Below are 26,458 nucleotides of genomic sequence, written 5' to 3' on the forward strand. Positions count from 1 at the left end.
CCGCTATGAACCCCGAACTCACCCCGGACCTGACCTCGGACCCAATCGGTTGGGCGCTTCTGCCCTGGACGCGAGCGGAAGCCGAGGCTGTCCATGACCTACCCTTCAACGACTTGCTGTTCCGGGCCCAGACGGTCCATCGCGAGAATTTCGATCCCAATCGCGTGCAGCTGTCGCGCCTGCTTTCGATCAAGACCGGCGGCTGCCCCGAGGATTGCGGCTATTGCAGCCAGTCCTCGCATCACCAGTCGGGCCTCAAGGCCTCGAAACTGATGGAGGTCCAGCGCGTCGTCGCCGAGGCCAGGAAAGCGCGTGATGCGGGAGCCACGCGCTATTGCATGGGGGCGGCCTGGCGCAGCCCCAAGGAGCGCGACATGGAGGCGGTTGTCGCCATGGTCGAGGGCGTGAAGGCCCTCGGCATGGAGACCTGCATGACGCTTGGCATGCTCGACCTCCGCCAGGCACAGCGGCTCAAGCAGGCCGGGCTCGACTACTATAATCACAACATCGACACCTCCGAGCGCTACTACAGCGAGGTCATCTCGACCCGCACTTTTGCCGACCGGTTGGAAACGCTTGGTCATGTCCGCGACAGCGGCATGAAGGTCTGCTGCGGCGGTATCGTCGGCATGGGCGAGGAGAAGGCCGACCGCATCGACATGCTGGTGACGCTCGCCACCCTGCCGGAGCCGCCCGACAGCGTGCCGATCAATATGCTGATCCCGATCGAGGGCACGCCGCTCGGCGAGGCCGAGCCGATCGAACCGATCGAATTCGTGCGCACCATCGCGCTTGCCCGCATCATGATGCCGAAATCGCATGTGCGGCTTTCGGCCGGCCGCACGGCGATGAGCGACGAGATGCAGGCGCTGTGCTTCTTTGCCGGCGCCAACTCTATCTTCGTCGGCGACACCTTGCTGACCGCGAAGAACCCGGGCGAGGACAAGGACAGCGCGCTGTTTCGCCGGCTGGGCATCAAGCCGACGGAGCCGGAAGCCAGGTGAGCGGGCCAGCCTTGCTCGACCGCTACAAGGCGACCTTAAGCGGGCTGGCACGCAAGGATCGGCTGCGGGCCTTAAGCCCGCGCTCAGGGCTCGACTTCGCCTCCAACGACTATCTCGCCCTCGCGGGCTCGCCGCGTATGGCGCAGGCCGTTGCGACGGCGCTCGCGGCTGGCACGCCCGTCGGGGCGACCGGCTCTCGACTTCTGCGCGGCAATGATCCGGAACACGAGGCGCTCGACGCGAAGGCAGCCACCTTCTTCGGCGCCGAGCGCGCGCTGTTCTTCGGCGGTGGCTATGTCGCCAATTTCGCGGTGCTCACGACCTTGCCCCAGAAGGGCGATCTCATCGTGCTGGACGAACTCGTTCATGCCAGCGCTCATGAGGGAGCGCGGGCCGGCCGGGCCGAAATGGTGGAAGCCGTGCATAATGATGCGGGAGCGGTGGATGACGCCATTGCCAGGTGGCGAGTCATGGGTGGGACTGGCCGTCCCTGGATCGTGGTCGAAAGCCTCTACAGCATGGACGGCGATCGCGCCCCGCTCGGTGAACTGATCGAGATCGCGGACCGTCACGAGGCATTCCTGTTCGTCGACGAGGCGCACGCCACCGGAGTGTACGGCCCGGACGGGCGCGGGCTCGCGCACGATCTCGAAGGCCGCGACAATGTCGTGGTGCTGCACACCTGCGGCAAAGCGCTCGGCGCATCCGGCGCGCTGGTCACCGCGCCCGCAGTGCTGTGCGACTATCTCGTCAACCGCTGTCGTCCGTTCATCTACGCTACCGCGCCCTCGCCGCTGATGGCAGTGGCGGCGGCAACGGCCCTCGACATCGTTGCCGATGAGCCGGAGCGTCGCGAGCGGCTGGCCAGCCTCGTCGCGCTTGCCGGCAAGAGGGCCCAGGCGCTAGGCCTGCCCGCGAGCGGTTCCCAGATCCTGCCGATCATCGTTGGCGACAACGCCCGCGCCATGGCGCTGGCGCAGAAGTTGCAGGCGCGTGGGTTCGACGCGCGCGGCATCCGACCGCCGACCGTGCCTGAGGGGACGGCAAGGCTGCGGATCTCACTGACGCTGAATGTTGGCGAGGCCGACGTTTCGACGCTGTTCGATGCGCTTGCCGCGGAATGGGAGCGCACGCCATGACAGTCCGGTTCGTTGTCACCGGCACTGACACCGGCATCGGCAAGACGGTGTTCGCGGCCGGCCTGACCGGCCTGCTTGACGGCATTTACTGGAAGCCCGTGCAATCGGGCACCTGCGAAGAAACCGACAGCGAAATCGTCTCCCTCCTCGCCGATCTACCTGCAGCTCGTGTGCTGCCCGAGGCCTGGCGCCTTCGCCAGCCGTTCTCGCCACATCTGGCCGCGAAGTTCGACGGCGTAGAGATCGATGCACAGGCACTGTCACTGCCCGCGACGGACCGGCCGTTGGTTGTTGAAGGCGCCGGCGGACTTATGGTGCCGCTCAACAGGCACACGCTCTACATCGACGTCTTCGCGCGATGGAACGCGCCGGTGGTGCTCTGCGCCCGCACCAGCCTCGGCACCATCAATCACACGCTGCTTTCCATCGAGGCACTTCGCGCCCGCTCGATACCATTGCTCGGCGTGGCGTTCATCGGCGACAGGATGGTCGACACGCAAAAAACGATCGCCGAAATGGGCAAGGTTCGCGTGCTTGGTCGTCTGCCGCGCTTGGAATCCCTGACCCCCGGAACGCTCTTCGCGGCCATGCGCGCCTCATTCAATGCCGCCGACTTCATGAAGGTCCCACCATGAGCAGCTCCGCTGTCTGGCATCCCTTCACCCAACATGCCACCGAGCCGGTACCGCCGAAGATCGTGGGCACCGAGGGTGCCTATGTCGAGACGCGCGACGGCAAGCGCATACTCGATGCGATCTCGTCCTGGTGGGTTATCACCCACGGCCACCGCCACCCGACGATCATGGCGGCGATTCGGAACGCGACCGAGACTCTCGACCAGGTGATCTTCGCCGGTCTCAGCCACGAGCCGGCCGAGCGATTGGCCGAGGCGCTGGTCGACATGACGCCGGCCGGCCTCGACTGGGTCTTCTATTCCGACAGCGGCTCGACCTCAGTCGAGGTGGCGCTGAAAATGGCGCTCGGCTTTCATCGCAACAATGGCTTCCCACGCTCGCGCATCGTTGTCGTCGAGGATAGCTATCACGGCGACACTATCGGCACCATGAGCGTCGGTGCGCGCGGCGTCTTCAATGCCGCCTACGAGCCCCTGCTGTTCGAGGTCGACATCATCCCCTTCCCTTCCGCAGGGCACGAACAGAAAACGCTCGATGCCTTCGAACGACTGGCGCGCGACTACAAAGTTGCAGCGCTGATCGTCGAGCCGCTGGTGCTCGGCGCCGGCGGCATGCTGATGTATCCAGCATGGGTTCTTACCGAACTCAAGCGCATGGCCGAGCGCTCGGGCACGGTTTTCATCGCTGATGAAGTCATGACCGGATGGGGCCGCACGGGGACCATGTTCGCCTGCGAACACGCCGGGATCGCGCCTGACATATTGTGCACATCCAAGGGGCTGACGGGCGGCTCGCTGCCGCTCGCGGCGACGCTTGCCACCGATGCGATCTTCCGCGCGCATTTTTCCGAAGACCGGACCAAGACCTTCTTTCATTCGAGTTCCTACACGGCGAACCCGATCGCCTGCGCGGCAGCACTGGCAAATGTGGGCATCTGGAAAGATGAGCCGGTGGCGGAGCGCGTTGCCGACCTGTCGCGACTGCAGACGGAGAGGGTTGCGCGGTTCAGTGAGGATCCGCGTTTTGAGAATGTGCGCACCTGCGGCACCATCTCTGCCCTTGACCTCCACGTCGGAAATGCCGGCTATCTCGCCGAGGTAGGCCCAAGGCTGCGCGCCTTCTTCCTCGATCGCGGATTGCTGGTGAGGCCCCTTGGCAATGTGATCTACGTGCTGCCGCCCTATTGCGTAACGTCGGGCGAACTCGACCGGCTTTACGAGGCTATCGACGAGGCAGCCGATCTTGCGGGCGACAAGAGATGATCCGCACGGCGCGAATCATAGGCTTTGGCCACCACGTGCCGGCTCGAAAAGTCGGCAATGCCGAGATCGAGGCAAGCCTCGGACTGGAGGCAGGCTGGATCGAGGGGCGCACTGGCATCCGCTCGCGTTTCTGGGCTGAGCCCGGCGACACGCTGTCCGGAATGGCGGCAAAGGCAGGCGACATGGCTCTGGAAGCCGCCGGCATCGACCGCAACGAGATCGGGCTGCTTCTGCTGGCGACTTCGACGCCGGATCACCTGTTGCCGCCGAGCGCGCCGCTGGTGGCGCACAGGCTCGGCCTCGAAAATGCCGGTGCGGTCGACCTTGCAGGTGCGTGCGCAGGGTTCATCTATGCGCTGACCTTCGCCGAGGGGTTTGTGCGTCTGAACAACAGGCCAGCCATCGTCATTGCAGCCAACATATTGAGCCGCAGGATCAATCCAGCTGAGCGGGCAAGCGCGGTGCTTTTTGCCGATGCCGCAGGTGCGGCGGTGATCGAGCCTTCCGGGAACCCTGGTCACGGCATACTCGGCTCTTCGCTTGCCTCGGACGGCTCCGCGTATAGTCTGATCCATGTTCCGGCGGGCGGGAGCAACTGTCCGTTTTCTGACGAGATCGACGTTGCACAAACTCGCATGACGATCGCGAACGGCCGCGAGGTTTTCGTCAAAGCCGTGGAGATAATGAGCCGCTGTTCCAGGCAGGCTCTGCTGGCAGCCGGTCTCTCGGCGTCAGATGTGGACCGCTTTGTCCCCCACCAGGCAAACGCCCGAATCTTCGACGCGGTCGGCAGGTCACTCGGCATCGAGGATTGCCGCATCGTCAAAACCGTCGGCGATCATGGCAACTCGTCGGCCGCAACCATCCCCCTGTCGCTGTCAATTGCCCACAGCGTCAACCCGATTGAGCCGGGCGAGAAATTCTTGCTGGCGGCGGCTGGTGCCGGCCTTACCGGCGGGGCATTGGTAATTGGCGTTTAGCCCAGGCCGCGCTGTGATGGGCCATTGACGATCATTGATCGTCCTGGTGGCATTGCGTCACAATCGTCTGGATGCGCGCCGTGGCTGATCGATCGACCAATACGGCGAGCGGTCCTCGTTCTATGTCGAGCAGCTGCTGGTTCCGACCTTCAAACCTGGTGACATCGTGACCATCGGCTGTGTGAGCGCTCCGATTCGTGCGAGAGAATCGTTCGACGAATCCGGAGCTTGGGCGGGCCGACATGTGTCCGCCCTCCAGTGCGGTTGTCCGCCGGCGGAGTTCGCGGAGCGGGTCCAATTCAATCTCGCGCTAAAGGGCAGTGTCAGGAATTCTGTCGGGCAGGCCGGTTTCGAGATTGGCGGATGAACGTCTCGCCGAAGCTGAGGGCGAAACTGGGTCTGGGCCTCGAACCAGTTGCGCGGGGTCCGTTCCAATCCTCGGCGGCGCGGTTTCGCACCAGACAGGCAGTTCCATCGCCGCGTTGTCGGTGGAGGAGTGGCCGCGCGTTCGTGCGCGCCCCGTAGCTTGAGTTTGCGCCTCGATGTCATCCGTCGTAGATCCGGCCGCGTTTCCGCGATAGCCGACCAAGGCGCGACCTGGCCCCGGCTCTGTGTGATCGCCCGAGGTCGCTGGCCCAGTAGCCCGGCTCGAAGTCCTTCAGAGCCTTCGCGGAAACAGGTGCCAAGCCGGAAGGCAGCGCTCATCGCCGGCTGGCCGGGATTGGTGCTGCGTGCCGCAGCGGTAAGGCTACCGTCGATCATCAAAGCCTCGAGCGCGACGAGGAGCTTGAGGTCCGGGGCCTTGAGAGTCCTGCGTCAGCCATCCATCCCGTAGATGGCCCCTATTAAAGCAATCGATTTTACAATTTGGGAGATGCTGCGTTAGGAAAGCAGTTCAAGGATTAGGACAGTGCGTACATGGACAATTATCGATAGCCCGGCTCCCGGCAGGTGTACGCCGAGCATCAGCCGAGGGACACGTCCACTGCGGCCACCTCGGCGGTCTGCCCAAGCTAAATGGCGTCGGCGGACGCCAAAAAGGCCCACCCAACCTGTATAGACGCTCAACCACCGGCAAGCCTCGTACTGTTCTCAAGCCTCCTTCTACATCGGAAACTGTCGCGTGTTAAAACGGCAAGAGAGTGGAAGTCCTTTCACGCACCCTGGCTTGGAAGGAAAGTGAACTGGAACTAGCCTACCTTGTGGAACTCGCCGAACGGCGTCGGACGATCCGCCCTCAATGGCGATACCATCGTGCGGAAGCTTCATAGGCAAAAGCTCCCGCTGTCGTTTTCCCGAGCCTCATTTCGCCTAACTCCAAATTTATATAAATCAAGTCGTACCCTGTGAGATTGTTGAAATGAGCCTGCGCACCGAAAATGAAAAAATGCTATCCGGAGAGCTTTACGATGTTATGGATCCTTCGCTTGTTGAACAGAGAAACAGGATAAGAGGTCTGTGCCAAAAGATAAACTCTTCCAGTGAAGCTGACCAGGATCTACGTCGAAGCCTTTGCCAACATATTTTCGGGAAAGGCGGAGACACTGTTTCGGTACAGCCACCATTTTTCTGCGATTACGGTTCCAACATAGAATTAGGCATGCACGTAGTTTTCAATTTTAACTGCATAGTACTCGATTGCTGTCGAGTTCGCATAGGTGACCACGGGCTCGTTGGTCCAGGCGTCCAAATCCTGACGCCAATGCATCCATTTAATGCTGCCCTTCGCCGGAAACAGCTGTACGGAAAGCCGGTTGAGATTGGATCGGACGTATGGGTGGGAGCGGGGGCGATTATCTTGCCTGGCGTGACAATCGGATCAGGCACTGTGATCGGTGCAGGCAGTGTCGTAACACGCGACATTCCAGCCGGAGTGTTTGCAGCTGGTAACCCTTGTCGAGTGATCCGAGAAATCTCTGCGGATGAGCGAGAAAACTACTCGTCAGATAGCAACTAAACTGGTCACAGTTGCAACTCTCCTCCAAGCACGGTCAGTCCAGCACCATCACCTACCCGCCCAACGGACGCTACCTCACGAGGCAGATCAGGAGCCTCGCGTGCGGACATGGATTTCGGGTGGTCGCTATTGCCGGACATCCCGCCCCAGCAGACGGAGAATGCCGTCGGTCGGGGAGGGATGCTTCTCGGCAAACGTCTCCCCCGTTGCGGGCGCGCAACCGATCTCTTCACGCTGTAAGTGAGCTTGTTGAGAAGCTGATCGGCGCTGCTCGTTAGAGCATTTTCCACATAACGGATGGATCTGTCCGCTTTTCAGCTCGTTTCTGAAGCGCTCCGTTTACCGCGATTCCTTTGAGATTCGTCAGCTTCTCGAAAGCTAGTCCTTTTAGAGCATGGGGACTTGAGAGGACGCCGGCTATCGAAAGCTATGGATCTGGAACGCCAGAGCTGATGCGAACAGAGATCGCCTGCCTGGCGTTTTTTTTCGGCGTCCCTTGATGATGAGTTGCACGACCTAGCCGAGGACCTCCCGGTCGGCCGGCGCAGGATAAGAGCTTTCGCTGGGAAAACGTTCGACGTTTACCGAGTTGGGACGCTGCAAAGAGAGACCTCGCTGCGTGGAGAATTCACGATGACCAGCCCGTTCCTTACCTGCGACGGCGCCAGATTGGCTGCGGCCGCTGCTTCAAGGTCTGCCCGCGCGAAGCCTTGCATCTCAACGGGAGGAGGACGCGGGTGAAATCCTCGGCGTCTGCGATGACGGGGACGACTTCGATGGCGAGCTCAATCGCATGACTATCGTCTCGACCATGACGGCTGCTGCATCGGCTGCGGAGCCTGCGCTCCCGTCTGTCCGAAGAACACTGCCAACCAGGTTGCGGCCGACAACCCCGCAGCGTGATCCGACGGACGAACAGGAGAGCGTGCGTGCCCCTCAGAATGTTTTGCCACGTCCTGGCGGTGGTCCTGCCCGTCAATGCTCTGGGCGCCTATCTCCTCTCGCATTCCATCCGAGCGGCAATCCTCAAGACGCTGAGTTGTGCACTGCTTCTCCAGGCAGGCTATTTTGGAAGCGTGCTCTTTCTGATCTGGCGGTCCGGCTGCGCTGCACGAAAGACCGAGCTTTTTGATGGCGACGAGGAAGTTCGGCGCCAGTCGCAAACGTGTCGGGAGGACGAGGAATGAACTTTCCAACGTCGCAGCCTCTGCATGCGAATTGCGTCACTTCGATGGCGAAAGAGGTGCTGGAAATCAGCGACGGGTTCTCTTGGGAACACGAACTTTGGCAGGACTCGTGCATAGCTCAATCACACACCGCCGGAGAAAACCTAGCAAAATTCGAAAGCCACCCGCTCACCTTTGGTCGCGCCCCCGCCGGCGATCGAGCGTCCGTTTGCCATGGCCAAGGCAGGCTTCCGCATACGCCGCCTGTGGCTGGCAACTTGGCCGCCAAACGAACAGAGTTCGTGCTAGCACCCCGTGGCAATCTGCGCCGGGTCTAGCCCATCCTCTGCGCAGAAGCGCGGCCGGCATGAGGCCGCGCATACCCGAAGTCCAGCAAATAGATGGGCTGAGGCTCTGTAATGCCGTCCCCGGCAGGCCGCGCCGACAGCGCGCATCTGCCGATCAAAAAAGCTCCCCGCATCAACAGCGCCCAACAACGCTTCCCGTGCCAAGCCCTCTCGATAGGACACGAAATGCGAACGCTACTCGTTGATCATCATGCAAAGCTTACCCAAGTGATGCAAGGAGCGCTCTTGGACTGCGGTTTCACCGTTGACGTGATGCCTACTCTCGATGAGGCGTCGCTTGCATTTGGTTGTGCACGCTACGAAATTCTCCTCCTCGAGTTGGCCCTGCCGGATGGAGATGGGTTAGATTGGTTGAGGCAGTTGAGGCGCGAGGGGCATTCGGTTCCTGCTATTATGATGAGCAGCCTGGATGATCTCGATACGCGAATCGCGATTTTCAACGGGGGCGCGGATGACTTCTTGCGTAAGCCTGTCTCGACTGATGAGCTCATTGCGCGGATAAGAGCCGTTCTGCGGCGATCAACACAGGTGACCGACCCCATCGTCACGTTTGGCAATCTCACATTCGATCCAATCGGCCGCCAGGTTTCCGTTGGCGGTCAGCCGCTGAAGATCCCGCGCCGCGAACTATGCATTCTTGAGCATCTGCTCAATCGCGCGGGTCGCACGTTGCCGCGCGAGCTCCTGGTGGACAGCCTCTATGCCTTCGACGAGGAAGTCTCGAGCAATGCGCTTGAAGTGGGGATCTATCGCTTACGCGCGCTTTTGGGCCAGTCCGGTGCGACGCTTTCGATCAAGACGGTGCGGGGCATCGGTTATGTTCTCGAACTAAATGACAGGCCGCCAGAAGCGTAACCAGCGATCGTGAACCAATGTTCCCGGTTTGTGGTGGTTATAACACTATATGTACACGGAAATCACGCAGCAGGCTACCAAGGCCTTCTTCTGGCTCACTGGAAAGCTGTTTTCGCCGATCTTCGTTCACAATAATTTCGATCGCTAGTAAATTCACATTTGCTTCCAATAATTATCTGCCACTGTCCCGGATTCCCTTGAACGATGTAGAGATTTCCTCGCCGAGCAAAGACTTAACCGCGTTGCATGATGCATCTCAACACGATGTACTTTGGGCAGCTGTAACTGGCGCGATTGGCGTCAGCCTCTTTAGCCGCGCCGGTGATGAAGCACTTTCAACGCGCATGGCTGTGCGACTTCAAGGCCCGCAGGGTTCGGCTTCAAGACCATTTTCCAAATTGATCAAGGAGACACATAAATGGAGAAATCCCCTCTGCTCGCATCGGCCGCGATTGGCTTTCTGGGCTTGTTTGTGCCCTTGAAATCATTTGCGTCCGAAACCGAGGACCGCCCGGCTCCGCCTCCGGCTGCTGTCATGACGTCGCCCTTGATCTCGACCGGAACCCCACCGATCGGGCCCCGCGAATTGCCCGAAGTCTGCCTGATGGCGGGCGTGACCTGTGCTCAAAGCGGACGTGTTTTCTGCCTGGTCACCTGCCAGACCGCAGGACCGCCAGCCGACTTGGCCGTGTGCTGGTGGATCTGTGATCACTGAGCAATGCCGCGGCCAAAACGACGCTCGAGCTCGCCGGGACGGCGGACGTCGTTCACAGCTCTCGGTCTTCAAGGCTGGTCTCGCCCAGCGCCGCTTCTTGGCGACCCAGCCATATGAGGTCGCAACAGGCCGGCCGGTCGGTATGATCCTGCGCTCGGTAAACCCACCAAAGGGAACTAGGATCGCAGCTAGCCGCGCCGGCTGTCCCGTGCTGGGTGGCCGAGAATCCGGGTTCTAATCCGAGTGATCGCAAGTCGACGCGGTCGAGGGCCGCCTCAGTTTACCTGGCAACAAGTTGCTGCAGCGCCTCATGGATGACGTCGCACATGATATCCGCACCTGCCCAGCGCTTGAGCACAAGCAGGCTGCGCGCACGCCGAGACCCGAGCGAAATCTGTGCGGAATCTGAAAGGCCGAGCCCGCCAAGTCCGGCTCGGCCCGGAGCACCAGACGACTCGACAGGTCCTTCCGCGCGCTTGGGCCAAAAGCGGCCGGATGTCTGGAAGCGGCAGCCGTTAGCAATCCGTCCTCCTCACATCGATGTTGCATATCGGCTCGCAAAGGACCGTCATGCTTTTGGATCGGCTCAAAATTGATTGTACTAACGGGATGAGCGATTGGCATAGGCGTCGAACACAGCAGCAACAGCCCGAACTACAAAGCGGTGCTTGTGCCTAACGCGGATGCAACCGTTTTCGATATCCACTATCCCATCGTCGGCGAGCATCGCCAAGCTTTTAGCCGACTCGAGAAGAGGGTTCGAGTCAAATCCGTGGGCTGCACAGATTGCTGGCACGTCGGCCTCCAAATCGCACATCAGCCGCTCGATGATTGCAGATCTGAGGCGATCTTCGCCAGTGAGATGGTAGCCCTTGGACGTCGCCAAGCGGCCGGCTCTGATGTGACGGCTGTAGGAACTGATAGCAACTTCGTTTTGGACGTAACCATCGCCGAGACGCCCTATGGCCGACGCACCACAGCCGATCACAGTTTTACAGGTGTCGGCCGAGTAACCTAGGGAGTTACGCCGTAGGCGACCGGCTTTGTGCGCCAGCGCGAGCTCGTCATGAGGCAGAGCGAAATGGTCAAGCCCGATCTGGCGGTAGCCGGCGGCAATCAGGGTCTCGGCCACGGCTTCGGCCTGTTCCGCGCGCGCAGTGATGTCCGGCAGCGCTGCCTCATCGATCAGGCGCTGGTTTTTCCTAGAGGTCGGAACATGCGCGTAGCCGAACACTGCAAGTCGGTCGGGATGCATGGCTACCGCTGCCGCCGCGGTCTGAACGCATGACTGCACTGTCTGATTGGGGAGACCGTAAACAAGATCGAAATTGACACGGCTCACTCCATTATGGCGCAAGGTCTCCGTGGCGGCTGACGTCTCTGCTTCACTCTGGACCCGATTGATCGCTTTTTGAACAACGGGGTCAAAGCTTTGAATACCCAGACTCGCGCGGGTCACGCCGGCTGCCCCTAGCGCCTCGGCCATCTCGGTCGTGAATGTGCGCGGGTCGATCTCGACCGCGATCGTCGCCGTTTTCCTGAACGCGAAACGGTGGCGCAGGAGTTTCATTAGGGCCAGGAGCTCCGCAGGTCCTATGAGGGTCGGCGTTCCGCCCCCGAAGTGCACGTCGCTCACTGGCAGCGGCTTCGGCGCTTGCTCCGCGACCAAACGGATCTCATCACGCAGAACCGCCAGATAATCGAGGATTGGCGCATCCCGCCGAGTGGCTCCGGTGGGGAAGCCGCAATACCAGCATAACGAGCGGCAGAACGGGATGTGGACATAGAGCGAGACGGGTTCCTCAGCCGGCAGGCAGGTCAGCCATTCCCTACAAGCCTCGGCGTCGACCGTGGTGGAGAACTGCGGAGCAGCCGGATAGATGGTGTACCAAGGCGGGCCAGCGTCCGCATATTTTGTCAGGATTGAGCTCCGCAATCGACGTTGTTCCTTCTTCAAATCGGCCTATTCTGCACCGCTGCGCGCTCGTGTGTCTTTGCGCTATGTCAACCGTCCGACTTAGCCGGAGGCTAACAGCGATCTCAGTGCTAGCTGCTGACTTCGCTGTCCCGGACTCAAATGATAGTGCCGACGATTGAAACGACAGGGCCGAACTGAACTAGCTCGGAGGAAGGAGCGGGTTATGCCGGCATCCGGGACGAAAACTTTGGCAATGATGATCGGGGCCTGCTGCAAGCCACCCAGGATATGCAGCGCGACATGATGGAGCTCCAGCGCGAGATAAGGGGCAGCGATGCACGAGCCGCGCTGGCCTACGAGCAGTCGAACAGCGCCCGCCGCTTGGAACGACTGGACGGCCGTCCACGCCACCAGTTTCATGAACCGATGGCTTTTCTGGCTTCAAGGGCAGTTGACCTCGATTGCGCAGCCGAGCCGATATCGGAAGCACTGTAGTAGCCTTCGAAACTCATTGGCTGTCTTGGCGCAACGTGTCCGTTTTGCAGGTCCGCGCAATCCTTTTCACGCTGCATGGGGGGACCAGCTTCCTTTCCAGGCACGATGCACCCAGCATGTCGTCCAACATTGCGTGATCTGGAATCGACTGTGATTGGGAAAATGGAAACTGATGCACGTGTATCGGAGCGAGAACCAAACCAGCAGGACGGTGCTCCGGCTGCGGAAATGGCCCGTATCGTCAACGGCCTTTCATTGCCGTCGCGCCCGTCGAACAAACGGGCAATTCGGCGAACCGAGCTTCGCAAGATCGTCCCTTTAGCCGATACCACGATCTATGAAATGGAACAGCGCGGCGAGTTTCCGCGACGGTTTTACCTGACCCCGCGTTGCGTCGTTTGGGACTTGGCCGAGGTGGAAGACTGGGTTGAGGAACGTCGCCGTGCATCCAATGCAGCCTTGACAAAGAAAGCTCCACCACCGGACGTGAGGAAGCGCAAGACACGTCCAGTCAGACGGTAGCTTCCAACGGGAGCAACTGCATGGCCGGTGGATAAAGCGTTGGAACGCGCTTCCGCCCTTCCACCCACGCGTCAACCATGTCAGCCCATTCTTGGAGCATATGGCGACGCTGCTGTTCGTATTCAGCCTTGTTGTAGACGCCGCGAGAAGACCGGCCGTCTTCATGGGCGAGACATTTCTCAATCCAATCCCCGTTAAATCCCATTTCGTTGAGAAGCGTCGAGCCGGTGCGTCGAAGATCGTGCACTGTAAAGGCCTCCAATGTTAGGCCCTCTTTCTTTGTCCGCTCGACAACGGCATAGGTGACCCGATTGAATGTCGCGCGAGACATGGGCTCATCTGCCTCGTAACGTGACGGCAGGATATACCGAGAATTCCCGGCACAGGTCTTTAGCGCGATGAGAATGTCCATCGACTGTTGTGACAGATAGACATTGTGCGCCTTGGATCGCTTCATTCGTTCCTTCGGGATGGTCCAGACTGAGTTCTCGAAGTCCACCTCGGCCCAGACGGCGTTTAGCAATTCGCTCTTGCGCACCATGGTCAACAGGATCAGCCTTAATCCGAGCCGGATCGTCGGCAGGGTCGGCACATGCTCGAGTTGATTGAGCATGATCCGAATTTCGGCGGGCGTGAGAGCGCGATCCTTGGGTACAAAGGTCGCGATCGAAGCCGGCCCAACTTCATCAGCGGGATTGGCGATCTTGGTGCCATGCAAGATGGCAAACCCGTAGATCTGCTTAATGATATCGCGCACATGGATGGCGGTGGCCGGCGCCCCGCGTTCTTTCACCTTGGCGCAGAGCTCACGCAGGTCGTCAGAGGTAATTTCGGTGAGAAAGCGGTTCTTCCAGGCGGGAACAATGTCACGGTTGAGGATGGCTTTCCGCATCGAACGCGTGCTGTCGGCCATCCTGGCTTCCTTGATCCAGCGCTCAGCAACCTCATTGAAAGTTTTCGCCTCTGAATTACGGCGCTTCTCTCGCTGTTTCTCACGCGCTGGGGACAGGCCCTCGGCCGTCGCGCGCCGAGCATCGAGGCATTTCTCTCTCGCCTGTCCAAGGGAGATGCCTCCACGACCATATCGCCCAATTGTCAGGGTCTCTCGTCTTCCATTCAAACGGTAGTCATACCTGAACGTGATTAATCCTGTCGGGGAGACGGTGACGTACATACCGTCACGGTCTGCAACCTTGTACGTTTTGTCCTTTGGTTTCAGGGACTTGAGAGCGGTATCAGTGAGCATAGGACATCCTCTCGGGGGTCGGAAATGCACTCATTACCCTCGATTTTACCGTCAGACGACTTCCATGCAACTTGTTCTTATTAATCTTGCTACATCAATCAGTTAGTCAAAATATTTTACCGTCACGCTCGAAATCTGGCTGACGGTAATGGCAAAATCAACAGGTGAGCTAAAATCCTTTACCGTCAGCTTTACCGTCAAATCCAAGCGCTTGTCCGCGATAGGGACCGATAGTCAAAGAGAGCAATTTCATTATTTTTCAGTGGTTTAGGTGCACGTTTCGATAGGTGGCGATAGTCTCTGAACAACATCATTTCATTCCCACTCGATTGTGCCAGGCGGCTTCGAGGTCACGTCGTACACCACACGGTTGATGCCGCGCACTTCGTTGATGATGCGGGTGGCGGCGGCACCCAGGAAGGCCATGTCGTAGTGATAGAAATCAGCCGTCATGCCGTCGACCGAAGTGACTGCACGCAGCGCACAGACGAATTCGTAGGTGCGGCCGTCGCCCATCACGCCGACAGTCTGCACCGGCAACAACACGGCGAAGGCCTGCCAGATCGCGTCATAGAGGCCAGCCTTGCGGATCTCGTCGAGATAGATGGCGTCGGCCTCGCGCAGGATCTCCAGCTTCTCGCGGGTGATGCCGCCAGGGCAGCGGATGGCAAGACCGGGGCCTGGGAACGGATGGCGTCCGATGAAGCTTTCGGGCAGACCGAGCTCCTTGCCTAGCGCCCTCACCTCGTCCTTGAACAGTTCGCGCAACGGCTCGACCAGTTGCATGTTCATGCGCTCGGGCAGGCCGCCGACATTGTGGTGCGACTTGATCGTCACCGACGGGCCGCCGGTGAAGGAGACGCTTTCGATGACGTCGGGATAGAGCGTGCCTTGTGCCAGGAAATCGGCGCCGCCGAGCTTCTTCGCCTCGTCCTCGAACACCTCGATGAACAGCCGGCCGATAGTCTTGCGCTTCTTTTCCGGATCGGCCTCGCCTTCCAGCGCGGAGATGAATTTTTCCGAAGCATCGACAAGGATCAGCGGCAGATTGTAATGCTGGCGGAACATCGCCACCACACCGGCGGCCTCGTCCTTGCGCATCAGGCCGTGGTCGACGAGAATGCAGGTCAGCTGGTCGCCGACCGCCTCATGGATCAGAAGGGCGGCGACCGAGGAGTCCACGCCGCCCGACAGCGCGCAGATGACCTTGCCCTTGCCGACCTGCTTGCGGATCGCCTCGACCGCGTGTTCGCGATAGGCGCGCATCGTCCAGTCACCTTCGATGCCGGCGATGTTGTGGACGAAATTCCTGAGCAGCCGGGCGCCGTCGGGTGTGTGCACCACCTCCGGGTGGAACATGATGCCGTACATCCTGCGCTCGACATTGCCGAAGATGGCGAAAGGCGAGCTTTCCGATTTGCCGAACACCTCGAAGCCCGGCGGCAGGGCGATGACGCGATCGCCATGGCTCATCCACACCTGATGGCGCTGGCCGGTCGCCCAAAGCCCCTCGAACAGCGGACTGTCCTTCTCGATCTCGACGAAGGCGCGGCCGAATTCGCGATGGTTGGAGCTTTCGGCGACGCCGCCCATCTGCACGCACATGGCCATCTGGCCGTAACAGATGCCCAGCACCGGCACACCGGCGTCGAAGACGATCTGTGGCGCGCGCGGGCTGCCGATGTCCGATGTCGAGGCGGGGCCGCCGGACAGGATCACAGCTTTCGGATTGATGCGCTTGAACGCGGCTTCGGCCGACTGGAACGGCACGATCTCGGAAAACACGCCGGCCTCGCGGATGCGGCGGGCGATGAGCTGGGTAAACTGGCTGCCGAAATCGACAATCAGGACGGTGTCGGTGTGATTGGCTGTCGTCATGGCGAGCCTTTAGAGAAAGAAACGAGTCGGCGCAATGGGTTGCGCGGTCGCGCCGCTCACTTCGGCCCCGATGGTCCTGCCGATGCGTCGCCCCGCCCCGCGTCAAGTGTGCGCAAGGCGTCCATAAGCGCCGCGAACCGCTGCTCGCCGATGCGATCGATATAGCCGCGCTCGATCTGAAGCTTGATGCGGTCGCCATCGCGCAAGGCATCCAGACCCTTGCGGGTATAGCGCACAAATTTGCCGCGCCCGTCCCGTGGATCGGGCAACCGCTCCAGCACGCCTTCCGCCTCCAGACCGTCGAGCAATTGCTGAACCGCTTGCTTGGTGGTGGCCGCGCGCTCGATCAATACCGACTGACGCGTGCCGTTGCGGGGGATGTGCCCGAGCAGCCCGGCGCGCGCCTCGCTGAACCAGGCGTGGCCAGCGGCCCGCATGGCGGCAGCAAATTCCACCTGCCAGGCACGGCTCGCCTGCCATAGCCGCCAGCCGACATGATCCGGCAACGCTTCGGTTTTTTCGTCAGGTTGCTTGACCATTTACTCCAGACTCCGTATAGTCAAGATACTTGACGATATTCATCCAGTCGAGACTCTTTCGAAACGCGAACCCATGGACAGGTATAATGACGATACTGAACATGGACACGCTGGCCATTATCATGGTCGGAACCACGCATGTCATCGACATGGGAGGCAAGCACGCCTTCGTCCACTATGAAACTGAAGATCGGGCGCACATGCTCCTACCGGACGGCACACGCTTCCACGGACTTTGGGCGCTGCTGGACGACGGCTACAAGGTCGAATGGAAAGACGGCCCCGCCGGCGCGTGGAAACTCGATCATACACCGGGAGCGATCAATTATATCGACGCAACAGGCGCCGTGCGCGGACGCGTCTCACGCATCGATTTCGGCGATCCGCAGCGCCTGGCCGCTTGATCCGAAGAACAGTCAGCCCTCGAGCAGGCCGCCACCGATCGCCCGTTCGAGCGACTCGATCGCCACGGCCAGCTTCTCGTCGATGACGTGCAGATATTCCGTCCAGTCGTTGACATGGCGCAGATCGGCCGCGCCGTCGGAAATGCCGCGCAGGCCGATCAGCGGAATGTCGAAAAGCTGACAGGCACGCAAGCAGGCGAAGGTCTCCATGTCGACCATATCGGCGTCGATCGCGTCGTAAGCGGCACCGGTGACGATCGCGCCGCCGGTCGAGAGCGTGGCGCTTCTGATGCCTGGAATAACGAGAGGCAGCGGCACCGTCACCGGCAGGTCGAGGAAAGGCGTCGCGCCCTTCTCGAAGCCGAGCGGCGAAGCGTCCATGTCGCGATAGCTCACCGAAGCGGCCTGGTAGATTTCAGCCTGTTCCAGCTTGCGGCTGCCGGCCGAGCCCAGCGAAACGACGAGGTCCGGCAATGCTTTTGTAGATTTCAACCAGGAGAGCTCGGCGCCCAGCCGTACGCCTGCTTCGACCGGGCCGACGCCCGTCATCAGCGGGGTGAACAGCCGCTGCAGATGCGGGCCATATTCGGCCTGCGCCGCCATGACGAAGAGCACATTCTTGCCGCCAATGCGCACGACATTGCTCATCGGCTCACCCCGCTATACCGTCGCGACCAACCATCGTCATCATGGTGCCGGTCATGGTGGCGATCAGCTTGGCCTCGCCGTCGGCGGCGAAGGCATAGGCTTGGCCGTCGGCAACGATAATGGTACGGCCGGGTTTGGTCACCGAACCGCGGAACAGAAAGCGTTCGCCCCGGCCCGGCGCCAGAAGGTTGACCTTGAATTCAATGGTCAGCACGCCGGAATTCTCAGGCATGAGCGAGAATGCCGCATAGCCGCAAGCCGAGTCCAGCGCCGTCGAAATGACGCCTGCATGCAGGAAGCCATGCTGCTGGGTCAGCGCCGCCGAATAGGGCATCTCGATCTCGATTATGCCGGGTGTCACCAAAGTCAATTCGGCGCCGATCGTCGCCATCGCCTGCTGGCGTGCGAAGGACGCCCGGACGCGATCCTCATAGTCTGGAGCCGGTACGATCTTCGCTGCCATCGCCGTTGCCTTCGTTTGTCTGGCAAAGCTTATTGCAGAGGGATCGGCGGCAGGCAATCTCAATTGCTGCACTGCAACAATTGGTCTCGTAGGCCGTCGCCGGCCGAGTGGCCGCGAACTGCCGGCGGATGCGGCAGGGCTCAGTTGGTCCGGCGCAGCGCGCAGAAATAGAACCCATCAGTGCCGCTCAGCGCCGGCGACAGGGAAATATCGCCGCCAGCGCCGATCCGCGCCGCTGCTTGGTGGCCCGGAAAACGGCCGTCCCAGAGAGCACGGTGATCGACCGGAGCAAAGCCGCTGCTGCGCTCACGAAACGCCATGACCTGTTCGCCATTCTCCTCGTCGAACACCGAGCAGGTGATATAGACCAGCAGGCCGCCGGGTTTGACATACATCCTGGCGGCATCGAGGATCGTCGCCTGCTCGCCCTTGCGGGCGTCGAGCTGTCTCTGTGTCAGCCGCCATTTGGCATCGGGACGACGCCGCCAGGTACCGCTGCCGGTGCAGGGGGCATCGACCAGCACGATGTCCATGTGACCGACCAGCGGGGCAAGCTCGGCCGGCTTGGTGGCCACCTGCACATTGCGATTTTCCGAGCGGCGGATGCGGTCGAAGATTGGCGCCAGCCGCGCCTTTTCAGCATCATGGGCAAAGATCTGGCCGTGATTGTCCATCGCCGCCGACAGCGCCAGCGTCTTGCCGCCGGCGCCGGCGCAGAAGTCAAGCACCTGCATGCCGGCCGTCGCGCCGGCAAGCGCTGCCGCAATTTGCGACCCCTCGTCCTGGACTTCGAACCAGCCTTTCTGGAAGGCCGGCTCGGCCTGCACGTTCGGGTGTCGGCCGTCACCGTCGATCGGCGGGATGCGGATACCGTAGGGTGCGATCCGTGCGACACTGGCACCGGTCTGCTCCAGTTCGGCCAAGACCTTGACGCGATCGGCTTGAAGCGTGTTGACCCGGATGTCGAGCGGCGGACGCGTGGCCAGCGCCGCGCCCTCCTCGACCCATGTCTCGCCAAAGGCCCGCTCGAAAAGCGGTTCGCACCAATCGGGTATGTCGGCGCGAACCGCGGGCGGCGCGTCGGCAAGCCGGCGTTCCGCGATTGCCTTGAGTTCCGTGGCGCTGAGCAGCGGCGGCGCGAACTTGTCGCCTTCGAGCGCAGCATTGAGCGACTGCCCCGTCTGGTTCCATTCGAGCAACAGCGCTCCGAAGCCGATGGCGCGCGGCGTGTCTTCGCCCAGCAACCAGCCGGCAGAGCGCTTGTGGCGCAGCGCGTCGTAGACGATGTTGCCGATCGCGGCGCGATCACCACCGCCGGCGAAGCGATGTGACAGGCCCCAGTCCTTCAGCGCGTCGGCCACCGGCCGGTGACGCCGGCCAATGTCCTCCAGCACTTCGATAGCCGCAGCCAGCCGTCCGCCCAGTCGCATTCGTCATTCCATCAAATCGAGCACATTATCTGGTCTGCTCTTAGAGCCTTTCACGTCCGGATTGAACCCCGCTCGGTCTCGCCGCGAGCACAAGCTGGCCATGGTCGGCAAACCTGTCCGACCAGTAAATCTCCGCAGCCGCTAGCAGCAGAGAGACCAGTAGATGCAAGATTTCTAATGTTGTTAACTGGCGGCCGCAAGGACGACTTGCGGCGCAACCGCTCTGCTTTCCAAGTTTTCCGGTTGGGAATACTCTTGCCGCCATGATTCGCGGCGCGGAAACCGTGGACCGGCGGATCGTCACGAGGAGAGGGCAATGAAGACTTATCTGGCGGAAGTTCTAGGCACATTTCTGTTGGTGTTCATCGGTACGGCGTCCGTGGTGACGGGCGGCTTCGGCGGCGCGCTGCCGCTTGGCCAGGAAGGCATCGGCCTGGCATTCGGCATCGGACTAATCGCGGCGGCCTATGCGATCGGCCCGATTTCGGGCGCGCATCTCAATCCGGCGGTGACACTCGGCGTCTTCCTTGCCGGCCGGCTGCCGGCCAAGGACGTCATCCCCTATTGGATCGCGCAGATCATCGGCGCCATCATCGCCTCGCTGGCGTTGTGGATCATCGTTTCCGGCCAGACCGGCGGCCACACAGGCGGCTTCGGCGCGAATGGCTGGGACGAGACGAAATGGGGCATGAGCTCGGCGTTCCTGTGGGAGCTGATCGGCACCTTCACCTTCGTCACGGTAATCCTCGGCGTTACCGCTGAAAAGCACTCGACGGCTTTTGCCGGTCTGGTCATCGGCTTGACGCTGGCCGGCATTCACTTCGCCATGATCCCGGTCACCGGCACCTCGGTCAATCCGGCGCGCTCCATCGGTCCGGCGCTGTTTACCGGCGGTGCCGCACTCAGCCAGCTCTGGCTGTTCATCGTCGCGCCGTTGATCGGCGGCGCCATTGCCGGAGTCGTCGCCAAGGCGCGTATTTTCGAGAAGGATTGATTGCCGGAGCTTGAATGCAAAAGGCGCGGGCTACGGCCCGCGCCTTTTTTTGTACGACTTGAATTCGGATCAGGCAGCGATATCAAACCGGTCGGCGTTCATCACCTTGGTCCATGCCGCAACGAAATCCCGGGCAAATTTCTGCCCGGCGTCCGCCGATCCGTAGACTTCGGCCAAGGCACGCAGCTGCGCATGCGAGCCGAAGATCAGATCGGCGCGGGTGCCGGTCCACTTGACGGCCTTGGTCCTGCGGTCGCGCGCCTCGTAGACCTCTTCCGCGCCCGGCTCGGAGCCGGCAGCCGGATCCCACACCGTGCTCATGCTGAGCAGATTGACGAAGAAGTCGTTGGTCAGCGTACCCGGCCTGTCGGTGAACACGCCATGCTTTGACTGGCCGGTGTTAGCGCCGAGCACCCGCAGGCCGCCAACAAGCACCGTCAGCTCCGGCGCCGTCAGGCCCAGCAACTGCGCCCGGTCGACCAGCATGGCTTCGACCGACATGGGCTGCTTGCCTCTGACATAGTTGCGGAAGCCGTCGATTTTCGGCTCGAGAGCGGCAAAGGAGTGGACATCCGTCTGCTCCTGCGAGGCATCCATGCGGCCGGGCGTGAACGGCACCTTCACGTCGTTGCCGCCATCCTTCGCAGCCTTCTCGACGGCCGCGACACCACCGAGCACGATCAGGTCGGCAAGCGAGACCTTCTTGCCGCCAGCGTTGAACTCCTTCCGAATGCCTTCGAGCTTGGCAAGCACCTTCGCTAGCTCGGCCGGCTGGTTGACGTCCCAGTCCTTCTGCGGTGCCAGCCGGATGCGGGCACCGTTGGCGCCGCCGCGCTTGTCGGAGTTGCGGAAGGTCGAAGCCGAGGCCCAGGCAGTCGAGACCAGTTCGGAAACCGACAGGCCGGAGGCCAGGATCTTGGCCTTCAGCGATGCGATGTCCTGGTCGCTGACCAGTTCATGGTCGACCGCCGGGATCGGATCCTGCCAGATCAGCTCTTCCTTCGGCACCAACGGGCCGAGATAGCGGACGACCGGACCCATGTCGCGGTGGGTCAGCTTGAACCAGGCGCGGGCGAAGGCATCGGCGAACTGATCCGGATGTTGGTGGAAACGCCGCGAGATCTTCTCGTAGGCCGGGTCGGCCCGCAGCGCGAGGTCGGTGGTCAGCATGGCCGGCGCGCGACGCTTCGAAGGGTCGTGCGCATCCGGCACCGTGCCGGCACCGGCGCCACCCTTCGGCGTCCACTGATGGGCGCCTGCCGGGCTCTTCGTCAGTTCCCATTCGTAGTTGAACAGGTTGTCGAAGAAATTGTTGCTCCACTTGGTAGGCGTCGTTGTCCAGGTGACTTCGAGGCCGGAGGTGATGGCATCGCCGGCAGTGCCCGACGCATACTTGCTCGACCAGCCGAGGCCCTGCGCCTCTATGCCGGCGCCTTCCGGCTCGGCCCCTACCAGCGAGGCATCACCGGCGCCATGGGTCTTGCCAAAGGTGTGGCCGCCGGCGATCAGCGCCACGGTTTCCTCGTCGTTCATCGCCATGCGAGCGAAGGTTTCGCGGATGTCGCGCGCGGCGGCGATCGGGTCCGGCTTGCCGTTCGGGCCTTCCGGGTTGACGTAGATCAAGCCCATCTGCACGGCGCCGAGATGGCCATGCAGCTCACGGTCGCCCGAATAGCGCTCGTCGCCAAGCCACTTGGTCTCGGAGCCCCAGTCGACGTCCTGCTCCGGCTCCCAAACGTCGGCGCGGCCACCGGCGAAGCCGAAGGTCTTGAAGCCCATCGATTCCAGCGCGACGTTGCCGGTGAGGATCAACAGGTCGGCCCAGGAAATCTTGCGGCCGTATTTCTGCTTGACCGGCCACAGCAGCCGGCGCGCCTTGTCAAGATTGGCGTTATCAGGCCAGCTGTTCAGCGGCGCGAAACGCTGCTGGCCCGCTCCGGCCCCGCCGCGACCGTCGCCGATGCGATAGGTGCCGGCGCTGTGCCAGGCCATGCGGATGAAGAGCGGCCCATAATGGCCGAAGTCGGCCGGCCACCAGTCCTGCGAATCCGTCATGACCTTATGCAGGTCCTTGACCACCGCATCGAGGTCGAGACTCGCGAATTCCTTGGCATAATCGAAGTCCTCGCCCATCGGGTCCGACAGGTTCGACTGCTGGTGGAGAACGCCGAGGTCAAGCTGGTTCGGCCACCAGTCGCGGTTGGTCCGGCTGGCGGATCCATGCGCAACAGGGCATTTGCCCGCGCTGTTGTCGTCGGTTTTCGCGTCCATCTCTCACTCCAATTTTGCCGAGGTTTGATTTTGCCGAGGTTGATTTTTGCCGAGATTTTGGGGGCGGCCAGCGGCCCGCGCCAATCTGGAACCACCCCAGACTAGGCCACACTGACGATAAAAACAAATTGCCTTTCCTGTTTATTTCGATAGGATTTTCTTATGGTAGGCTTGACTGCATGATCGGACTGACAGTTCGCCAGATGCATTATTTCGACGCGCTGGCGCAGACGCTGCATTTCGGGCGTGCGGCGAAACTTGCAGGTGTCAGCCAGCCGGCGCTGTCCTCCCAGATCGCAGAAATGGAGCAACGGCTGAACTGCCGGCTGTTCGAACGCGGCGGCAAGTCGGTGCGCATGACGGACGAAGCGGTCGCCCTGTTGCCACGCATCGAGCGCATCCTGGCTGACATACGTGACGTGGAAACGACGGCCCGGCGCGGCCGCACCGCCATGGAGGGACGCTTCCGGTTGGGCATCATCCCGACCGTCGCGCCCTATCTTCTGCCGCGCGCCTTGCCCGAACTGAAGAAGCATTTCCCGGCCCTGCTGCTCGAACTGCGCGAGGCGGTCACCACCTCCCTGGTCGAGGACACCGCATCGCGAAAACTCGATGCCTTCATCGCCGCGCTTCCGCTCGACCATCCCGGGCTAATCACCGAAGCGCTGTTTCCCGACCGGTTCTTCCTGGCCGTGCCATCAGGCGATCCGGCCTTTGCCTCGCCGCCGGTTCCGCCCGAGAGCCCGGCGCTGGAAAGACTGATGCTGCTGGAAGAAGGCCATTGCCTGCGCGAACAGGCGCTGGCCGTCTGCGGCAATGTGCGGCCGGTGGCAATGGCAAGCTATGGCGCGACCAGCCTGACCACGCTTTTGCAGATGGTGGCGCACGGGCTCGGCGTCACTCTCATCCCCGAAATGGCGGCGGGCCCTGCCGGCACTATCCCCGATCTCAAGATCGTGCCGTTCCAGGAGCCGATGCCGCAGCGCATGATCTGCCTAGCCTGGCGGCGCAACAATGCGCGGCACGGCGAATGCGTCGAACTGGCGAAAATTATCCGGGGCCTCGGTGCGGTGATGCTGGTGGCGTGAGAAGCGAACAATCCCGCGCCGGACCTCGCGCGTGCGAGAGCCGGGTTCGGCGCAGAGCCATCGGAGACGGGGAACCGATGACGTCAACCTGTCAGGGTATCGCGATGCCGGCATGATGGCTTCCCAACTGCCAGAAGGGTAACCGAAACCGATCACGCTCCGCTTCGACGATATGGAAGCCCGCCGCCCGGATCAGCTGCAATGGGTCGCGGTTGAGATGGCAGCCGCCGGCGAGCCGGCCCCACAGCCGGTTCAGACGCTCCTGCCATCGGCGGCAACGCGGCCCTTCGGCCTGGCCGTGCTCGATGAAGATCAGCCGGCCCGTGGGCTTCAGGATGCGCCGGATCTCGGTCAGCGCCACCTCAGGGTCCGGGATGGTGCAGAAGGCATAGGTGACGACGACCGTGTCGGCGAAGCTGTCGGTCAAGGGCAGTCTTTCACCGCTGGCCCGGATACAGTCGACATCGAATGGCAAGGAACGGGTCTTCGGTTCGGCCAGACCCAGCATCGTGCCGTCGGGATCGACGCCGACCAACCGTTTCACCCTGCCGGCGTCGTAATAGGGAAGGTTCAGGCCGGACCCGAAACCGACCTCGACCACCACGCCCCCTGCCCGCGGGATCAAGCGCCTTCGCATATGCGCGAAGGCGCTGGCCGAACAGCCGGCGTGGACGAGGTAGGGAGCAATGCAGCGCGCGTACCAGGAGAGACAGGATTGGCACATGCTTCAGCCTCCTAGCCGTGTGCTGGCGGCACCGGAAGGGATGCCACCGCCGGCAACGGGCCCTGACGTGCAATGGTAGGTGGGAGTATTGACCAGTGACATTTCTCGCTCCAAGGGAGTCTCATGATCGGGCCCGATCGGCCCGACGTCGTGGGGATGGATAGAAGGCCGGCGTCCCCTCAACGTCCCTGGATGGCGGTGGTCGGATCGATGGAGCAATTGGAATTCCGATTTCTGGGTTTTCCGGAGTTCCGCTTGAACGGCCGGCGGGTGGAACTCGCCCTGCGCAAGGCGGCAGCCCTCCTCATCTATATCGCCGAGGCCAGCGGGCCGGTGGCGCGCGAGGTCGCCGCCACGCTTTTGTGGCCCGAGACCGACGATCAGGCCGCACGCGCCCGCCTTCGGCGGACACTCTATAAAATCCGCATCGCGTTCGGCAGTGAGATCATCGCCGCCACAGGCGGCTCCCTCAGCCTGCACCCAGCATTGTCCGCCGGGATCGACACCAGGGTTTTCGAGCATGCCTGCAATTCCGGCTCTCTCGACGCCGCAGCCGATATCTACAAAGCCGATCATCTCGCCGGCTTCTCGCTGCCGGACTGTCCGGAATTCGAAGAATGGGTCTTCTTCCGGCGGGAGACCTTGCGCGGCCGCTTGGTGCAAGCGCTGGAGCGGCTCGTCGAAGCCAAGATCGCCGGCGGCGAGCCGCGCGGCGCGATCGTTCATGCGACGCGGCTGGCGGCACTCGACCCCCTGAGCGAAAGCGCGCACCGCCACTTGATCCGTGCCCACCTGGCGGCAGGCGACGGGGCGGCGGCGGAGCGTCAGATCGAGACGTGCATCCGGCTGTTGCGGGACGAACTCGGCGTAGCGCCGAACCCCGCCACGCTGGCCATGCTGCGCGAGCCAACTCAGGACACCACCTTGGACGTGCCCAGAACGCGCTATGTCGCGGTCGACGGCATCCACATCGCGTACCAGATCGTCGGTAGCGGCCCGACGGACATCGTGCTCGTTCCCGGCTTTATTTCGCATGTCGAGCGTATCTGGGAAGACCCGGGCTGCCGCGCCTGGCTGACCGCGATTTCGCGCCTGGGTCGCCTGATCCTCTTCGACCGGCGCGGCATGGGGCTTTCCGACCGCGTCGGTGCCCGTCCCACAGTCGAGGCGACGGCGCAGGATATTCTGGCGGTCATGAATGCGGCCGGCAGCCGCCGGGCCTTGCTCGTCGGCGCGTCGGAGGGTGGGCCGGGCTGTATCCGTTTTGCGGTCGAGCATCCCGATCGGCTGACAGGCCTTGTCCTGTGGGGCTCGCTTGCGAAAGGCAGCCGCGCGCCTGACTATCCCTACGCCTTGACCGTCGCGCAGTATGATCTTTGGAAGCGACGCCTGCTCGCGGGCTGGGGTGGCCCGGCGGAAATCGAAACCTTCGCCCCAAGCCTCACTGGCGACCGTCAGGCGAGGACTTGGTGGGCCGGATTGCTCAGGGCAGCCTCCAGCCCGGGCGCGGTCGCGGGCCTGCTCGAGGCATTGCGGGACGCCGATGTCCGTCACCTCCTGGCAAAAGTCTCCGCCCCGACGATGGTCCTCCACCGTTCCGGCGACCGCGCCGTGCGCATCGAGGCCGGGCGGTTCCTCGCGGCCAGGATTCCCGGCGCGCGGTTCATCGAGGTCGACGGCGACGACCACTGGTTCTGGGTCGGCGACCAGCAGGTGCTGCTCGACAGCATCGGCGCGCTGGTGCGACGCGGCTGATC

General features: G+C 62.0%; 24 protein-coding genes and 1 pseudogene. 16 read left to right on the top strand and 9 right to left on the bottom strand.

Translation table 11 applies throughout. From position 1 onward, the window contains the following. The first annotated feature begins 5 nt into the window (after positions 1-5). The 10 genes and pseudogenes from bioB to O7B34_RS01200 all read left to right on the top strand — a co-directional run bounded on the left by bioB (position 6) and on the right by O7B34_RS01200 (position 10,081). Entirely contained in the window at positions 6-1,004 is a 999-nt protein-coding gene (gene bioB, locus O7B34_RS01150) for a biotin synthase BioB (protein WP_337144565.1), read from the top strand. Then, positions 1,001-2,143, top strand: coding sequence for an 8-amino-7-oxononanoate synthase (locus O7B34_RS01155; RefSeq protein WP_337144566.1), 1,143 nt, complete (start codon positions 1,001-1,003; stop codon positions 2,141-2,143). The genes bioB and O7B34_RS01155 overlap by 4 nt, the downstream gene beginning before the upstream one ends. Then, positions 2,140-2,778 (top strand): dethiobiotin synthase, encoded by a 639-nt coding sequence (bioD, locus tag O7B34_RS01160; protein WP_337144567.1) that lies wholly within the window; start codon positions 2,140-2,142, stop codon positions 2,776-2,778. Before O7B34_RS01155 ends, bioD begins: the two co-directional genes overlap by 4 nt. Next, a complete protein-coding gene (locus tag O7B34_RS01165; protein ID WP_337144568.1) occupies positions 2,775-4,040 on the top strand; it encodes an adenosylmethionine--8-amino-7-oxononanoate transaminase in 1,266 nt (421 codons plus the stop codon). Before bioD ends, O7B34_RS01165 begins: the two co-directional genes overlap by 4 nt. Beyond that, a complete protein-coding gene (locus O7B34_RS01170; protein WP_337145172.1) occupies positions 4,037-5,020 on the top strand; it encodes a beta-ketoacyl-ACP synthase III in 984 nt (327 codons plus the stop codon). The genes O7B34_RS01165 and O7B34_RS01170 overlap by 4 nt, the downstream gene beginning before the upstream one ends. A 1,387-nt stretch (positions 5,021-6,407) precedes the next feature. Next, positions 6,408-6,977 (top strand): sugar O-acetyltransferase, encoded by a 570-nt coding sequence (locus O7B34_RS01180; protein ID WP_337145173.1) that lies wholly within the window; start codon positions 6,408-6,410, stop codon positions 6,975-6,977. Positions 6,978-7,645: 668 nt separating this feature from the next. Then, positions 7,646-7,880, top strand: a pseudogene (locus O7B34_RS01185) (4Fe-4S binding protein); the annotation flags it as partial. 26 nt (positions 7,881-7,906) lie between these two features. Further along, positions 7,907-8,164, top strand: a complete 258-nt coding sequence (locus O7B34_RS01190; protein WP_337144569.1) for an exopolysaccharide production repressor protein — start codon at positions 7,907-7,909, stop codon at positions 8,162-8,164. A 512-nt stretch (positions 8,165-8,676) separates the two neighbouring features. Beyond that, complete coding sequence (locus tag O7B34_RS01195; protein ID WP_337129109.1) at positions 8,677-9,366, top strand: response regulator transcription factor; 690 nt, start codon at positions 8,677-8,679, stop codon at positions 9,364-9,366. A 418-nt stretch (positions 9,367-9,784) separates the two neighbouring features. Continuing rightward, entirely contained in the window at positions 9,785-10,081 is a 297-nt protein-coding gene (locus O7B34_RS01200) for a hypothetical protein (protein WP_337139589.1), read from the top strand. Positions 10,082-10,682: 601 nt separating this feature from the next. Here the strand turns inward: O7B34_RS01200 and hemN are convergent. Next, positions 10,683-12,017: an oxygen-independent coproporphyrinogen III oxidase gene (gene hemN / locus O7B34_RS01205; protein WP_337145174.1), complete on the bottom strand. Its 1,335-nt coding sequence runs from the start codon at positions 12,015-12,017 to the stop codon at positions 10,683-10,685. Between the two features lie 282 nt (positions 12,018-12,299). Between hemN and O7B34_RS01210 the strand changes: the two genes are divergently transcribed. Both O7B34_RS01210 and O7B34_RS01215 read left to right on the top strand, forming a co-directional pair. Beyond that, the gene (locus O7B34_RS01210; protein WP_337139588.1) at positions 12,300-12,494 is read left to right on the top strand and encodes a hypothetical protein; all 195 of its coding nucleotides are present in this window, start codon (positions 12,300-12,302) and stop codon (positions 12,492-12,494) included. A gap of 129 nt (positions 12,495-12,623) precedes the next feature. After that, the gene (locus O7B34_RS01215) at positions 12,624-13,016 is read left to right on the top strand and encodes a helix-turn-helix transcriptional regulator (RefSeq protein WP_442920929.1); all 393 of its coding nucleotides are present in this window, start codon (positions 12,624-12,626) and stop codon (positions 13,014-13,016) included. Here the strand turns inward: O7B34_RS01215 and O7B34_RS01220 are convergent. The 3 genes from O7B34_RS01220 to O7B34_RS01230 all read right to left on the bottom strand — a co-directional run bounded on the left by O7B34_RS01220 (position 13,006) and on the right by O7B34_RS01230 (position 16,679). Beyond that, positions 13,006-14,262: a tyrosine-type recombinase/integrase gene (locus O7B34_RS01220; protein ID WP_337139587.1), complete on the bottom strand. Its 1,257-nt coding sequence runs from the start codon at positions 14,260-14,262 to the stop codon at positions 13,006-13,008. The two genes, O7B34_RS01215 and O7B34_RS01220, sit on opposite strands and share 11 nt — an antisense overlap. Positions 14,263-14,577: 315 nt before the next feature. Continuing rightward, complete coding sequence (guaA, locus tag O7B34_RS01225) at positions 14,578-16,140, bottom strand: glutamine-hydrolyzing GMP synthase (protein ID WP_337144570.1); 1,563 nt, start codon at positions 16,138-16,140, stop codon at positions 14,578-14,580. Positions 16,141-16,196: 56 nt separating this feature from the next. Then, entirely contained in the window at positions 16,197-16,679 is a 483-nt protein-coding gene (locus O7B34_RS01230) for a MarR family winged helix-turn-helix transcriptional regulator (RefSeq protein ID WP_337144571.1), read from the bottom strand. Between the two features lie 86 nt (positions 16,680-16,765). Here O7B34_RS01230 and O7B34_RS01235 point away from each other — a divergent pair, with 86 nt between their 5' ends. After that, positions 16,766-17,083 (top strand): hypothetical protein, encoded by a 318-nt coding sequence (locus O7B34_RS01235; protein ID WP_337144572.1) that lies wholly within the window; start codon positions 16,766-16,768, stop codon positions 17,081-17,083. A gap of 12 nt (positions 17,084-17,095) precedes the next feature. Here the strand turns inward: O7B34_RS01235 and O7B34_RS01240 are convergent, their stop codons facing one another. From O7B34_RS01240 to O7B34_RS01250, 3 genes are all read right to left on the bottom strand, one after another. Further along, positions 17,096-17,731: a 5'-methylthioadenosine/S-adenosylhomocysteine nucleosidase gene (locus O7B34_RS01240; RefSeq protein ID WP_337144573.1), complete on the bottom strand. Its 636-nt coding sequence runs from the start codon at positions 17,729-17,731 to the stop codon at positions 17,096-17,098. A gap of 4 nt (positions 17,732-17,735) precedes the next feature. Continuing rightward, positions 17,736-18,194 (bottom strand): PaaI family thioesterase, encoded by a 459-nt coding sequence (locus O7B34_RS01245; protein ID WP_027146613.1) that lies wholly within the window; start codon positions 18,192-18,194, stop codon positions 17,736-17,738. 140 nt (positions 18,195-18,334) lie between these two features. Further along, positions 18,335-19,624 carry an RsmB/NOP family class I SAM-dependent RNA methyltransferase gene (locus O7B34_RS01250; RefSeq protein WP_337144574.1) on the bottom strand — a complete coding sequence of 430 codons (1,290 nt, stop codon included), beginning with the start codon at positions 19,622-19,624 and terminating at the stop codon, positions 18,335-18,337. Positions 19,625-19,940: 316 nt separating this feature from the next. Here O7B34_RS01250 and O7B34_RS01255 point away from each other — a divergent pair, with 316 nt between their 5' ends. After that, entirely contained in the window at positions 19,941-20,618 is a 678-nt protein-coding gene (locus O7B34_RS01255; RefSeq protein WP_027146615.1) for an MIP family channel protein, read from the top strand. 69 nt (positions 20,619-20,687) lie between these two features. On the opposite strand, the gene katG is transcribed toward O7B34_RS01255, so the two are convergent. Continuing rightward, positions 20,688-22,889, bottom strand: a complete 2,202-nt coding sequence (gene katG / locus O7B34_RS01260) for a catalase/peroxidase HPI (protein ID WP_337144575.1) — start codon at positions 22,887-22,889, stop codon at positions 20,688-20,690. A 179-nt stretch (positions 22,890-23,068) separates the two neighbouring features. Between katG and O7B34_RS01265 the strand changes: the two genes are divergently transcribed. Next, entirely contained in the window at positions 23,069-23,977 is a 909-nt protein-coding gene (locus O7B34_RS01265; RefSeq protein ID WP_140504564.1) for a hydrogen peroxide-inducible genes activator, read from the top strand. Positions 23,978-24,068: 91 nt separating this feature from the next. Here the strand turns inward: O7B34_RS01265 and O7B34_RS01270 are convergent, their stop codons facing one another. Continuing rightward, the gene (locus O7B34_RS01270) at positions 24,069-24,701 is read right to left on the bottom strand and encodes a class I SAM-dependent methyltransferase (protein WP_337144576.1); all 633 of its coding nucleotides are present in this window, start codon (positions 24,699-24,701) and stop codon (positions 24,069-24,071) included. A 210-nt stretch (positions 24,702-24,911) separates the two neighbouring features. Between O7B34_RS01270 and O7B34_RS01275 the strand changes: the two genes are divergently transcribed. Then, positions 24,912-26,456 carry an alpha/beta fold hydrolase gene (locus O7B34_RS01275; RefSeq protein ID WP_337144577.1) on the top strand — a complete coding sequence of 515 codons (1,545 nt, stop codon included), beginning with the start codon at positions 24,912-24,914 and terminating at the stop codon, positions 26,454-26,456. Positions 26,457-26,458: the final 2 nt, after the last annotated feature.

The sequence above is a fragment of the Mesorhizobium sp. Cs1299R1N3 genome, assembly GCF_037179625.1.
In the GTDB taxonomy this organism is placed as follows: Bacteria; Pseudomonadota; Alphaproteobacteria; order Rhizobiales; family Rhizobiaceae; genus Mesorhizobium; species Mesorhizobium salmacidum.